The sequence below is a fragment of the Thermoanaerobacterium xylanolyticum LX-11 genome (assembly GCF_000189775.2).
Lineage (GTDB): Bacteria > Bacillota > Thermoanaerobacteria > Thermoanaerobacterales > Thermoanaerobacteraceae > Thermoanaerobacterium > Thermoanaerobacterium thermosulfurigenes.
The window spans coordinates 268,536-282,971 of record NC_015555.1; the positions used below are offsets into that span (position 1 = coordinate 268,536).

Consider the following 14,436-nt stretch of genomic DNA (forward strand, 5'->3'; position numbering starts at 1 on the left):
TATTTACAAATTTTACCTTATATTGGATGTTATAATCATATCAAAAAAATGGTGGTGGTAAATATGCAGAGTGCTGATATTCTTCCTTACTCAAGGATAGGAAGAAAAGAAAGCAATGAAAAATTGCAAAAAGACAATGTAAAATTTATATTCAATGCTTTAATTTTTGCATTGATAGGTTTTGTCATAGGTCGTGCACAAATAATGGACAACCTTATTCCGTTTGGTGTGGCGTATTTTGCATCTCTCTTAATGCAAAAGAGAAAGTACTTTTTGTCAGGAATTGGAGTCTACCTTGGAGTATTGTCTTTACCCGGTATCAATAGCATCAAATATCTAATCGTTTTGGTTTTGATATTGGCTTTTGAATATCTATTAAAAGTTAAAAGCAAAAATATTTTTAAAGTGGCGTTGATAACATTTTTCTCGCTGCTTTTAGTAGACCTCATATACAGCAAAGCGTATGGATTTTTGCTGTTTGACGTAATGACGTCTATTTACGAATCTGTCATAGCCATGTTAATGGTATTCATATTTAATCAGGCAATTTTACTCTTGGGTAGCTCAAACAGAAAAGTCATATCAAACGAAGAAATCATATCATTGTGTATATTGTTAAGTATTTTTATCTTAGGCCTTGATAATATAAAGGTGTGGAGATTTAACTTAAATAGCTCATTTGGCATACTTACTATACTGATGAGTTCGTACATAGGTGGTGTAGGCACGGGTGCCAGCGTAGGAACTACCATTGGTCTTATTGGAAGCCTTGCTCTTACAAATACTCCTACATCTGTAGGATTATACGGGTTTACAGGACTTTTGTCTGGAAGCATGAAAAAACTTGGCAGATTGGGAATTACATTGGGATTTTTTACTGCTGCTGCCATTATGACATTTTACGTCAATGGATTTGCAAATATGATTATCAGTCCTTACGATTTTGCTTTAGCTTCTTTAGTATTTTTATCTGTTCCTAAAAAAAGATTGGATCATCTTGTTTCAATTGTAAAAGGCGATAAAGGTTCATTGCAGCGAAGCTACAGTGTAAAACTTAAAGAAGTGGTGACTGATAAATTAAAAGAGTATGCCGAAGTGTTCGACGAGTTAGGGAAAAGCTTTAAAAAGGCAAATGAGAAGATCTTAGATCACAAGGATATATCATATCTTTTTGAAGAAATAGCCAATAAGACATGTACTGATTGTGCTATGTACAAAATGTGCTGGGATAAAGATTTTTATTTTACATATAAAAGCATGTTTGATTTAGTAGAAAGTCTGGAAGGAACAGGAAATGTTGAAAGCAACAAGCTTTATAAAAAGTGCATAAGGTTTCCTGAGCTTCTTAATTGTACGAGGCATAATCTCATGATTTACAAGATAAACATGCAGTGGAGGGAAAGGCTTAAAGATGCCAAGAATATTGTTTCAAACCAGTTAAAAGGCATTTCCTCAGTTATATCAAACATGGCTGACGATATAAGCATGGACATCACTTTCAAAGATGATCTTGAACAGTATCTGCTTGTAGAATTGGATAAAAGAGGGATACCTGTAGACGACGCCATAGTTTACGATGCGGGAGACGGAAATGTGGTGATAAAGATATACAAGAAAGCCTGTTATGCAGCTAAAGAATGCGAGAAAAAAATTATTCCGGCTGTATCAGAGATTATGGGGGAGAAGTACGAGCGGAAAAATACTTTGTGTTCTATAAATAATAAAGGGAGGTGCAGCTTGACTCTTACAAGAGCTGAAAGCTATCAAGTATCCACAGGCATTAGCAAAATCAGTAAAAGCGCCAATAAAATATCTGGTGACACATACTCTTTCATGGAACTGGAAGGCGGAAAGTACATGGCGGCTTTAAGCGATGGTATGGGATTTGGCTTAAGAGCAGCTTCTGAAAGCAGTACGACAATATCCTTGCTGGAAAGATTCATTGAGGCGGGATTCGATAAAGGCTTAGTTGTACAAACTATAAATTCTATTCTGGCATTAAGGTCAGCAGAGGAGATGTTCTCGACAGTTGACATATCGTTTATAGATTTGTTTACGGGAGATGCAGAGTTTATAAAGATCGGCGCCTCAGCCACATTTATAAAGAGCGGAAAAAATGTGGATGTGATTGAATCCAGTTCACTGCCTATCGGTATTTTGGAAGACGTCGATGCAGACATTCACGATAGGAAGTTAAATGACGGTGATTTTGTGATTTTGACGACAGACGGGGTATTAGACTGCTTTGATGGTAACAAAGAAGAAAGCATGGCAAGATTTTTAAGAAACCTTGATTTGAAGGATCCTCAGGACATGGCTGAAGCTATAATGAAGAAATGCCTTGAGCTTTGTGAAAACAAGCCTAAAGACGACATGACAGTGCTTACGGTAAAAGTTTGGAAAAAGCGATTGTAAGCTGAATAATCCTTCCATAAGATGGCAAAAATAATAAAAAATCTTATGGAGGGATTTGATTTTGGAGATTTTGATAAAACAGATAATCGTCGTTACAGACGGCAAATCAAATGTCGGTGGGAATCCAGCAGATGCAGCTTTTTTGGCGTATAGGAAGGGAATTCGAGTAAGTTCTATAGGTATCGTTGACGACGGAAAGCTGTCTATAAAAGAGATAAAAGATATTGCAAGTTCCGGTGGTGGGGTGTATGACATAATTTATTCAGATGACTTTATAAGGTCTTTATCGATGGTGACGCAAAAATCAGCCGAAAAAACTTTGTACGATACCTTAGATAGCGAATTGATGAAACTCATAGGGAAAAATATAGAAGGACTTCATCCTGTATTGCGGTCTCAAATCGTAGAATACATCGATAAACTTCTTGATATTTCAGATGTAAGATGCGCAATTTTGCTGGACTTAAGTGGAAGTATGGCAAGAAAATTGAAAAAAGCAGTGAATGGAGTAATGGATCTTCTAAGCACCATGAAAGTGAGAAAGGGCAAAAGCCAGTTTTGCCTAATAGGATTTCCATATGGCAATGATGTTTATGCGAAGGTTATATGTCCATTTACATCGAAGATAAATGATATAGAAGCTCATCTTAAGAACTTAAAGGCAGGTGGAAATACCCCTACTTACCATGCGATAAAGCTGGCTACATCGCTTTTTGACACAGAAGTTGAATCTATAAGAGGTATCGGTTAATGCTTGAGAATGGCTATGTTTTGACAGGCATACACAATAGACGGAAATACGTAGTCGAGAAAAAAATTGGTCATGGCGGTGTAGCCAACGTATACCTTGTGCACGACGAGGAAAATTTAAAATATGCGCTTAAGATAAGTGAAGATTTAATAAGCATCACGAGAGAGCACAAAGTGTTGACATCATTGAAAAATTGCGATTTTGCTCCACACGTATTTGATTTAGATGATGTATTATTGTATAATAAAATGTATCATTATATAGTTTTGGAGTACATAGAGGGATATAGCCTTGATAGATTGATTAAATCAGGTATTGATTTGGAGAATGCTTCATACATACTTACTGAAATTTTAGATGTTTTGCTTAGATTAAAACGATTAGGCATTTTTTACACAGATTTAAAACCATCCAATGTTATGATAGATGAGGTAAAAAAGCGTATAGTGCTTATTGACTATGGCTCAACATCTGCTAAAGATGATACCGTAAAAGAATTTACACCTGAATTTGACAGAGCCAGTTGGAAAGTGGGCTTAAGAAAAGCGGATTCAGGGTATCTGTCGTTTGAAGCAGGGATGCTTTTTGTATGTCTTGTAATGGGCAAGACATTTAGACATGATTACCACACGATAGGAGAAGTGTTAAAGCAATCAAGAGCAAGGCTTGGAAAATTTTATATTGCCATAATGAAGGCGCTTAATGGCACGTACGATATAAATAAACTGTATGTCAATTTTAAAAATGGCTGCTTTAGTGAAAAGGCGTCAATGTATTTAAATTACATTCTTTTCATAATGGGTATGATATTCATTTTACTTATGATTTTAGCGGTGTAGGGGATATATATGATAGATAGCTTTGAAAAGACGATAAAAGAATACAAAATGATAGAAAAAGGCGATAAAATCGTGGTAGGAGTATCTGGAGGCCCTGATTCTATTTGCCTTCTTAATTTGCTTTTAGAGATAAAAGAAAGGTATAAGCTTAAGCTTTTTGTGGTTCATGTAAATCACATGCTGAGGGGAGCCGATGCAGATAGTGATGCGTTGTTCGTTGAGAAGTTCTGCAAGGGAATAAATATCCCGTTTTTTTTATTTAAGGAAGACGTGAGAAGATACGCTGAAGAAAATGGATTATCAGAGGAGGCTGCCGGAAGAGAAATAAGGTACAGTGCTTTTAATAAAGTGCTTAAAGAAGTTGGTGGAAACAAAATTGCCATTGCCCACAACAAAAATGACGTAGCCGAAACGGTTCTCTTAAACATCTTAAGAGGTGCTGGTACAACTGGACTTGTGGGCATAAAGCCTGTTAATGGATGCATCATAAGACCTCTTATACAGACGAAAAGGCGTGAGATAATTGACTACCTTAATTCGAAGAATTTAGAGTTTGTAGAAGATGTGACAAATAAAGAAGATGCGTATAGAAGAAACCGAATAAGGCTAAAATTGATACCATTTATTGAAGAATATTTTGATATAGACATGGTCGAAAATTTGTACAGAACATCACAGATCGTACTTGATGATGAAGACTATTTAAGCCGTGAATCTGAAAAAATATTTAATGAGATTGCTGACATTGACAATGGAAATGTTAAACTTGACATTGATGGGATAAAAAAATTACACAGTTCCATAAAAAGAAGAGTCATTAGATTGGCGTATAAGAAACTAAAGGGAGATTTTAATCAGCTTGCGTTTAAGCACGTGGAAGATGTGTTAGATATCATGGACAAGCAGACATCGTCAAAAATTGATTTACCCTTTGAAATTGAAGTTATAAAAAGTTATAATAATCTTATATTCAGAAAGAGAAACTTTTATGAAAAGCGAGATTTTAGCGAAGTTAAGCTTAATATTCCCGGTATAACAGATGGTGGATGTTTAGGCGTATATAAGGCGGAGATAATAGATAGAGAATCAATAGAAAGCCTTAATTTAGGTAGATACCGTAAGTTTTTCGATGCTGATTTGATTGATGGCGATGTAGTCGTAAGGCATAGGAGAATTGGAGATTGCATCTCGCCTTTAAACATGAGAGGGACAAAGACACTTAAAAAGTATTTTATCGATGAGAAAATCCCAAGAGAGGAGAGGGATAAGATACCATTATTAGCTATTGGCAACACTATTTTGTGGATTGTGGGATATAGAATTTCTGAAAAGTACAAAGTACGTGATAGCACAAAAAAAATATTGTCTATAGAGTATATTGAACAAGATTAAGGAGGAAATTTGATGGAAAATTTATCAAAAGACATCGATGAAATTTTGATCACAGAAGAAGAGCTTAAAGAAAAGATAAAAGAGCTTGGGAGGCAGATTACGAAGGACTACGAAGGGAAAAATTTAATGCTGGTAGGAGTCTTAAAAGGTGCTTTAATGTTTATGGCTGATTTGTCAAGAAACATAGATTTGCCTTTATCACTTGATTTTATGGCTGTTTCCAGCTATGGAAGCTCAACACATTCATCAGGAATAGTAAAGATAATTAAAGACCTTGATATAAGCATAGAAGGCAAAGATGTCCTGATTGTGGAGGATATAATTGATAGCGGTTTGACTCTGTCTTACTTGAGGGAAACCCTACTTGGGAGGAAACCAAAAAGCTTGAAAATATGCACAATATTAGACAAACCGGAGAGAAGAGAAGCATCTGTAAAAGTCGACTATGTGGGATTTAAGATACCGGATAAGTTTGTCGTTGGTTATGGATTAGACTTTGATGAAAAGTACAGAAACCTTCCTTTTATAGGCGTTTTGAAACCTGAAATGTACAGCTAAAATTTGTTTTTTTATATGGTATATGTTATTATAAATTAAGTGATACGGCTTTGAAGGGAGGGCCATATTTGAATAAAACGATCAGAGGTATCGTTATATGGATACTGATAATTATCGCATTATATGCAATGGTACAATTGTATACTGATAATATTAAACAACCTGCAGTTATCGACGTTACTGAACTGTACAGCCAGATTATCAAAAACAATGTTTCAGAGATGACTATTTCCGGCACAAGCATTACAGGTACTTTAAAAGACGGCACACAGTTTAGCAGCAATGTGCCTGATGTGACGTCGTTTATGAATTTCTTGACGCCTTACATTAAGGACAATAAACTTGTCGTCAAGAGTGAACCGCCTCAAGGAGCTCCTTGGTGGTATTCACTTTTACCAACGCTATTTATGGTGGCTGTGTTGGTAGTGCTATGGTATGTGTTTATGCAGCAAGCACAAGGCGGTGGTGGCAATAGAGTCATGTCTTTTGGCAAAAGCCGTGCTAAGATGGTAACAGACGATAAGCGGAGAGTCACTTTTAATGATGTAGCTGGTGCAGATGAGGAAAAGGAAGAGCTGCAGGAAATAGTAGAGTTTTTGAAATTCCCCAAGAAATTCTTAGATTTAGGCGCTCGTATACCTAAAGGCGTTCTCTTAGTAGGACCTCCTGGAACAGGTAAAACTTTGCTTGCAAAGGCTGTGGCTGGTGAAGCTGGAGTTCCATTTTTCAGCATAAGCGGTTCTGACTTTGTGGAGATGTTTGTAGGTGTCGGTGCATCAAGGGTTAGGGATCTTTTTGAACAAGCCAAGAAAAATTCTCCTTGTATAATTTTTATAGATGAAATTGACGCTGTTGGTCGCCATAGAGGCGCAGGATTAGGCGGTGGACATGACGAAAGAGAGCAAACATTAAACCAGTTGCTGGTTGAGATGGATGGTTTCAGTGTAAATGAAGGCATCATAGTCATAGCTGCTACAAATAGGCCAGACATCCTTGACCCTGCTCTTTTAAGGCCTGGGCGATTTGACAGGCATGTTACTGTAGGTGTTCCAGACATCAAAGGAAGAGAGGAGATCTTAAAGGTACATTCCAGAAACAAGCCTCTTGCACCTGATGTGTCACTGAAAGTATTGGCGAGAAGGACGCCTGGATTTACAGGAGCTGATATTGAAAATCTCATGAACGAAGCTGCACTTTTGACTGCCAGAAAAGGCATGAAGCAGATAACTATGGTAGAGCTGGAAGAAGCTATTACAAGAGTTATAGCAGGTCCTGAAAAGAGAAGCAGAGTAATATCTGAAAGAGACAAAAAACTCGTATCGTATCATGAGGCAGGTCATGCGGTTGTTGCAAAACTCCTCCCGAATACGCCTCCTGTTCACGAAGTGACGATCATTCCAAGAGGAAGAGCAGGCGGTTACACCATGCTGCTTCCTGAAGAAGACAAGTACTACATGTCAAAGTCTGAGATGATGGACGAGATTGTCCACCTTTTGGGAGGACGCGTAGCTGAGAGCCTTGTCTTGAATGATATATCTACAGGTGCACAAAATGACATAGAAAGAGCCACAAACATAGCGAGAAAGATGGTTACAGAGTACGGCATGAGCGAAAAATTGGGTCCTATGACTTTCGGTACAGACAACGACGAAATATTTATTGGCAGAGATTTAGGTAGGACGAGGAATTACAGCGAAGAAGTTCAGTACGACATCGACAAAGAGATGAAGAGGATCATCGATGAATGCTACAACAAGGCTGAGACACTCTTAAAAGAGAATATAGATAAGCTTCATAGAATTGCACAGGCTTTGATGACGAAAGAGAAACTTAACGCAGAGGAATTTGAAAAGTATTTTAATGGCGAAAATGTAGATGAGACGAATCAGAGCGAAGAAGCATAACTTAAAAGACATACAATTTACTTTGTATGTCTTTTTTAGTTTCATGAATGAGATTTCAAATTTTTCAAGATATCGTGTGATATTGCTTTTGTGATTAATCTAATTCTCTGTATTCTTTCGGGGACATATTTGTCATCTTCCTGAAATTTCTGTGAAATGTCCGCAAATTGCTGTATCCACAATTGAATGCGATTTCGCTTACAGAAAGATTGCTGTTTTTTAACATGTAGCAGGATTGCGAAATGCGATAGTTGTTTAGATATTCTGTAAAAGTCATGCCCATTTGCTGGATAAATAGTTTTGATAAATATGGATAATCGTAATTTAGGTATTTTGCAGCCTTTTTTAATGTACAGTCATTTGAATAGTTTTGCTCAATAAAAAGCAGCATCTTGTATAGAACTTTTGTCTTAGTCGATTGTTTTGAGGGAATGAATGAAGTATGGTTTACTAACATATCGCACAGTGAATATAAAAAGCTTTTTTTACCGTATATGGAATCAAGCTTATTGAAATTTATGATGTTATCCAAGTGCAGTATGTTATCTTCAGGGATCATGCCTTTGTAATTCATGTAGAAATCTCCGATAAGTTCTGGAGAAAACAGGACGATTGTGATGTCAGAGCAATCAATCGTCTTAAATTCATGCATTTGATTAGGAAAGACAAAGGCTAAATCATTTTTATTAAGTGTGTATTCTTTTTTGTCTATTGAGACAGATAATTGGCCGTCATTTAAGTATATAAGTTCGTACGCTCTATGAAAATGATATGGAAATTGATAATTTCTAAGTGAAAAAAAGCGGAAGAGATCTTTTTCATTTACACCATGCTTTTGAAAAAAGACCATAAGAGTCCCTCCTAAAAAAACACTAATATTGTCTTAAAGTATACTACTTTTTGCATAGCGATATCAACAGGCATTTGCTTAAAATAGAATTAATCGTTAAAAGAGGAGGGGTTTTAGAAATGGAATACCATGTGGCTAAGACTGGTTCAGATGAAGGGAAAGGAACGCTTAAAGATCCGTTTTTGACTATAAATAAGGCTGCGTCTGTTGCAATGGCTGGCGACACAATTATAGTCCATGAAGGAGTATATCGGGAATGGGTTAAACCAAAGTATAAAGGGCTAAGCGACAAAAGAAGGATTACATACAAGGCGGCAGAAGGCGAAAGAGTAATAATAAAAGGTTCAGAGAGGATTCAAAGCTGGCAGCATGTAGAAGGAGACGTATGGAAATGTCAGTTGCCCAATTCTTTCTTTGGGGAATTCAATCCATACAAAGAAGAAATTTTTGGAGATTGGCTGCTTACAGTTGATGAGAAAAAACACTTAGGGGATGTATACTTAAATGGTATGTCATTTTATGAAGTCACAAATTATGAAGATCTTTTTAATCCACAAGTTAGGACAGAAGTCCTCGATCACTGGACTCAAAAGATTGTACCTGTTAACAATGTAGAACAAACGAAGTATGTTTGGTACGCTGAGGTAGATTCAGAAAAGACGACGATTTACGCTAATTTTCAAGGTGCTGATCCCAACGAAGAATTTGTGGAGATAAACGTCAGGAGATCGTGTTTTTATCCTGTCGAAACAGGCATAGACTATATTACAGTCAAAGGGTTCGAGATGGCACATGCGGCAACACCATGGGCACCTCCCACAGCAGATCAGCCGGGACTTATAGGCCCTAACTGGAGCAAAGGGTGGATAATCGAGGATAATATCATACATGATGCTAAATGCAGCGCAATAAGCATCGGCAAAGAAGCCACAACAGGCAATAATTATCGTTCAATACGGAAAGACAAGCCTGGGTATCAGTATCAATTAGAAGCTGTCTTTAATGCTGAGAGGAGCGGTTGGTCTAAAGAAAAGATAGGTTCACATATCATTAGAAATAATACAATCTATGATTGCGGGCAAAATGCGATTGTTGGACACTTAGGATGTGTCTTTAGTGAAATTTACAATAACCATATTTACAACATCGCATTGAAAAGGGAATTCTACGGCCATGAGATAGCGGGGATTAAGCTACATGCGGCTATAGATGTTCAGATTCATCATAACCGCATTCACGATTGCTCATTAGGATTATGGCTGGATTGGGAAGCACAAGGGACAAGAGTCAGCAAAAACTTGTTTTACCATAATAACAGGGATATGTTTGTTGAGGTGAGTCATGGGCCGTATGTGGTTGACCATAATATTTTGGCCTCCGAATACGCTATAGACAACATGTCACAAGGCGGAGCGTATATAAACAATTTAATAGCAGGCAAGATGAATCAGAAAAAAGTGTTAAATCGCTCGACTCAGTACCATCTTCCACACAGCACTAAAGTTGCGGGATTCGCATTTGTATACGGGGGAGATGATCGATTCTACAACAATATCTTCATAGGAAAAGATGGATTAGAAAATGTGGGAACTTCTCATTACAACAACTATACAACATCTTTAGAGGAGTACATTGAAAAGGTAAATGAAGTGCCTGGCGATTTAGAAAGGTTTGAGCGAGTGGAACAACCGGTCTACATCAATAAAAATGCATACTTCAATGGTGCAGAGCCATTTGAAAGAGAAAAAGACAATCTTGTTAAAAAGGACTTCGACCCGAAACTTACCATCATTGCTGAAGGAGATGAAGTTTACCTTTCACTGCAATTGCCAGATGAATTTGAAAATATTGTAGGCGATATCCATTCGACAAAGACGTTGGAAAGAGTGCGGATTGTGGATGCGGAGTATGAAAGTCCAGATGGCAAAGAGCTGGTGTTAGACACTGACTATTTAGGCGCAAAAAAGCCGGGAAATAGTTCAATAGGTCCAATTGCGCTTTTGAAAAAAGGAGATAATTACATAAAAGTTTGGTAATATTGAGTGAAGTCTTATGTCTTGCGATAAAGGCATAAGGCTTATTTTTTACGCTTTGCCACATATATATAAAAATAATAAATTTTTTATAAAATATCGAAAAAGTTTGTCAAAATAAGAAGGATTTTTGGCAATTATGTCAAAATATATAAATGTCGCCTTAAAACTTATACTAAAGAAAAGAGGAATTATCATGGACAAAATGATAAGGTCATCGAAGGAGCCTAACTACAATTGGATATTTGACTTAGTCGATGGACTAAAAGGATTTACTATTTTAAAAAATTTTGACGGTGAAGTGATATATATAAACAAAGTTCTCTTAAGATTATTGGGATTTAATCACGATGATATAGGGGGAAATTACGATTTCTTTTTTAAAAACTTCTTTCTTAATGAAGCTAAGAAAGTGGATGAAAACATATATGATATTACTTTGAATTCCAGATATGGTTTTACATTGAGATTTAAGATGGTGGACAATTTTTTGAATTCTGACGATGGGAGAAAGCTTTGCATCATTTCCACCCTTAATTTTGTGAAAAGTGAATTAGATACTATGCGAGACGTAAATGCGTATTTGGATCTTCTGTACAATAGGTTTAAGCTTGTAGACATGGTGGATACGGGTATTTTGCTTATGGACAAGAGAAGGCGCATAGAGTATATAAATAAGGCTGCTTGCCAGCTTATGTGTTTAGACTACAAAAAGGCTTACCGGAAAGATGCAGAAAAAGTGCTGAAATCATTAGATGAAAAGATAAACTTTGATGAAATAGTAAGCAATAAGATCGCTGTTTACAATTTAAAAGACAGTGGACGTTTTTTGTCTATGGAGGTAGCAGATACTTACGACGATAACTTTTTATGCATCATCGTAAAAGACGTTACAGAAAAGCTGAAATTCGGAGAGATCATCGAAAAAAGTGAAAAATTTAACTTGATGGGAAGCTTGGCTGTGTCGTTGATTCACGAGATAAAAAATTCCATCACATCTATAAAAGGATTTTTACAGCTTATGCAGCTTAAAGACAAAGCGAATGCTTCTTTTTTTGACACCATCATAAGCGAATCAGATAGAATAATAGATTTGGTGATGAGCTATTTAGGCGTGGTAAGAAATAGCCCTGATGAAGGTATTGACCTAAACGAGCTTATTGAAAAGTACATGATCTTAATTGAAGCGGAAGCAAAACATAGGCAAATCGAGATAATAAAAAAATTGAGACAAGTTCCAATGGTGAAGATAGACAACAACCAACTAAAACAAGTGTTATTAAATGTTTTTCAGAATTCTTTTCAGGCTATCGGCTCTGGAGGCAAGATATGGATAACAACCAGATTTAATTCTTACACAAATAGGGTTATAATAAAGATAGCAGATAACGGCGGTGGAATAGACAGAGAAACCCTTAAAAAAGTTATGGTGCCTTTATTTACCACAAAGAAAGACGGTACAGGTTTGGGGCTATCTATTAGCAAAAACATTCTCAACAAGTACGGCGGTGACTTAAAGATATTCAGCAAAAAAGGTACTGGGACGATTGTGAATATATACTTGGAGCTTAAAAAATAATGACTGGGGGGATTAGTTTGAAAACAGACATTGAAATTGCGCAAGAAGCCAAAATGAAGCATATAGCCGATATAGGCGAGAAGATAGGAATAGATGAAGATTATCTGGAGCTTTACGGGAATTACAAGGCAAAAATCTCACAAAAGCTTTGGGAGGAGATAAAAGACAGAAAAGATGGGAAGCTCATTTTGGTTACGTCTATCAACCCTACACCTGCAGGCGAAGGAAAATCCACTGTAACAGTAGGCTTAGGACAAGCTTTAAATAAGCTTAAAAAGAAGGTTGCAATAGCCTTAAGAGAGCCGTCATTAGGTCCTTGTATGGGAATAAAGGGCGGTGCTGCTGGTGGTGGATATTCGCAAGTTGTGCCTATGGAAGATATAAATTTGCATTTTACAGGTGATATGCATGCAATAGGTTCTGCCCACAATCTGTTATCTGCAATGATAGACAATCACATACATCAAGGAAATGAACTAAATATCGACGTAAGGCGCATTACATGGAAGCGTGCCATCGATATGAATGACAGGGCCTTAAGAGAAATTGTCGTAGGGCTTGGAGGGAAAGTAAATGGATATCCAAGGCAGGATGGTTTCATAATAACTGTGGCATCTGAGATAATGGCAATCTTGTGCCTTGCCACAGATTTTAAAGATTTAAAAGAAAGATTAGGCAAGATCATAATAGGCTACGACAAGGATGACAATCCTGTCACGGCCAAAGATTTAAAAGCCGATGGCGCAATGGCACTTTTGCTTAAAGATGCTATTAAGCCTAATCTGGTACAGACTTTGGAAAATGTGCCTGCATTCATACATGGTGGTCCGTTTGCAAATATTGCCCATGGATGCAACAGCATAATAGCGACACGATATGGATTAAAGCTGGCAGATTACCTTGTGACAGAAGCCGGTTTTGGGGCTGACTTAGGTGCAGAAAAGTTTTTTGATATAAAATGCAGGTATGGAGGATTAAAGCCAAGCGCCGCTGTAGTTGTGGCGACCATAAGGGCTCTTAAGATGCACGGTGGCCTTAAAAAGGAAGAGTTATCAAAAGAAAACATTGATGCACTTGAAAAAGGCATAGAGAACCTTGGAAAGCAGATAGAAAATGTACAAAAGTATGGAATACCAGTAGTCGTTGCTATCAACAAGTTTACGCACGATACGGATAGGGAAATTCAGTTTGTGAAAAGATATTGCAATGATTTAGGTGTAGAGGTGGCTTTGGCAGAAGTTTGGGAAAAAGGCGGCGAAGGCGGCATTGAGCTGGCAGAAAAAGTAATTGATGCATGTGAAAAAGAGTCTGATTTTAAGCCAATATATGAACTGGACACATCTATTGAAGATAAGATAAGAACTATAGCAAGGGAGATTTACGGCGCGGATGATGTAGAGTTTACTAAAGAAGCTGTAAAAGACCTTAAAAACATAGAAAAATTGGGACTTAGCCATCTTCCTGTATGTGTTGCCAAGACTCAGTATTCACTGTCAGATGATCCAAAGCTTTTAGGAAGACCTAAGGGATTTAACATTACTGTAAAAAGTTTAAACATATCTGCTGGAGCCGGATTTGTCGTTGCAATGACAGGTGATATTTTGACGATGCCAGGGCTTCCTAAATCGCCTGCGGCAGAAAAGATGGATATAGATGAGGAGGGCAATATTAAGGGTTTATTTTGATATGAAAAGTGAGATGCTTAGTATACAAAATTTAAGTCAGGCTAAAGATGAATTGAAAAAGCTTCACATTGAAGACATTTCTGTATCCATGATGGCTTCGAAAGCCGTGTTTTGCGTCGTAAAGCTTTATGACGTCCATCCAGCTGCTGCAAATATCATAAAACAGGAAATGTTAGCTTTAGGCGGAGAAGCGGCAGTAGAGAGAGGCTGCGTAAACATGAGTATAGAAAGCTCTCATGTGGTCATTATGGGGACTTTAAAACAGTATTTAAGGCTTTTGTCAAAGCTTAAAATGCAAAAGGGATATTTTGGACTTGATGATGTTGTAAAAGAAGTGTCTGGAAGTATAGAGGCTTTAATGAAATAGAATTATATAAAAAGCGGATTTGAGAAAAAACTTCTTTCATCCGCTTTTAAATATTTTTAAGAT

11 protein-coding genes are annotated in these 14,436 nt (G+C 37.0%); 10 read left to right on the plus strand and 1 reads right to left on the minus strand.

The features are described 5' to 3' along the window. Positions 1-63: 63 nt before the first annotated feature. The 6 genes from spoIIE (at position 64) to ftsH (ending at position 7,859) form a co-directional block, all read left to right on the plus strand. Entirely contained in the window at positions 64-2,415 is a 2,352-nt protein-coding gene (gene spoIIE / locus THEXY_RS01345; RefSeq protein ID WP_013787070.1) for a stage II sporulation protein E, read from the plus strand. Between the two features lie 61 nt (positions 2,416-2,476). Continuing rightward, positions 2,477-3,166, plus strand: coding sequence for a vWA domain-containing protein (locus THEXY_RS01350; protein WP_013787071.1), 690 nt, complete (start codon positions 2,477-2,479; stop codon positions 3,164-3,166). Beyond that, positions 3,166-4,005: a protein kinase domain-containing protein gene (locus THEXY_RS01355; RefSeq protein ID WP_013787072.1), complete on the plus strand. Its 840-nt coding sequence runs from the start codon at positions 3,166-3,168 to the stop codon at positions 4,003-4,005. The genes THEXY_RS01350 and THEXY_RS01355 overlap by 1 nt, the downstream gene beginning before the upstream one ends. A gap of 9 nt (positions 4,006-4,014) precedes the next feature. After that, positions 4,015-5,397: a tRNA lysidine(34) synthetase TilS gene (gene tilS / locus THEXY_RS01360; protein ID WP_013787073.1), complete on the plus strand. Its 1,383-nt coding sequence runs from the start codon at positions 4,015-4,017 to the stop codon at positions 5,395-5,397. A 12-nt stretch (positions 5,398-5,409) separates the two neighbouring features. Next, the gene (gene hpt / locus THEXY_RS01365; protein WP_013787074.1) at positions 5,410-5,955 is read left to right on the plus strand and encodes a hypoxanthine phosphoribosyltransferase; all 546 of its coding nucleotides are present in this window, start codon (positions 5,410-5,412) and stop codon (positions 5,953-5,955) included. A gap of 68 nt (positions 5,956-6,023) precedes the next feature. Next, complete coding sequence (gene ftsH, locus THEXY_RS01370) at positions 6,024-7,859, plus strand: ATP-dependent zinc metalloprotease FtsH (protein ID WP_013787075.1); 1,836 nt, start codon at positions 6,024-6,026, stop codon at positions 7,857-7,859. 94 nt (positions 7,860-7,953) lie between these two features. Here the strand turns inward: ftsH and THEXY_RS01375 are convergent, their stop codons facing one another. Further along, positions 7,954-8,709, minus strand: a complete 756-nt coding sequence (locus tag THEXY_RS01375; protein ID WP_013787076.1) for an AraC family transcriptional regulator — start codon at positions 8,707-8,709, stop codon at positions 7,954-7,956. A 119-nt stretch (positions 8,710-8,828) separates the two neighbouring features. Between THEXY_RS01375 and THEXY_RS01380 the strand changes: the two genes are divergently transcribed. From THEXY_RS01380 to THEXY_RS01395, 4 genes are all read left to right on the plus strand, one after another. After that, the gene (locus tag THEXY_RS01380; protein ID WP_013787077.1) at positions 8,829-10,745 is read left to right on the plus strand and encodes a right-handed parallel beta-helix repeat-containing protein; all 1,917 of its coding nucleotides are present in this window, start codon (positions 8,829-8,831) and stop codon (positions 10,743-10,745) included. A 193-nt stretch (positions 10,746-10,938) separates the two neighbouring features. Beyond that, a complete protein-coding gene (locus THEXY_RS01385) occupies positions 10,939-12,321 on the plus strand; it encodes an ATP-binding protein (RefSeq protein WP_041592048.1) in 1,383 nt (460 codons plus the stop codon). Between the two features lie 17 nt (positions 12,322-12,338). Next, the gene (locus THEXY_RS01390; RefSeq protein WP_041592049.1) at positions 12,339-14,006 is read left to right on the plus strand and encodes a formate--tetrahydrofolate ligase; all 1,668 of its coding nucleotides are present in this window, start codon (positions 12,339-12,341) and stop codon (positions 14,004-14,006) included. A gap of 1 nt (position 14,007) precedes the next feature. Beyond that, the gene (locus THEXY_RS01395) at positions 14,008-14,373 is read left to right on the plus strand and encodes a hypothetical protein (protein WP_013787080.1); all 366 of its coding nucleotides are present in this window, start codon (positions 14,008-14,010) and stop codon (positions 14,371-14,373) included. Positions 14,374-14,436: the final 63 nt, after the last annotated feature.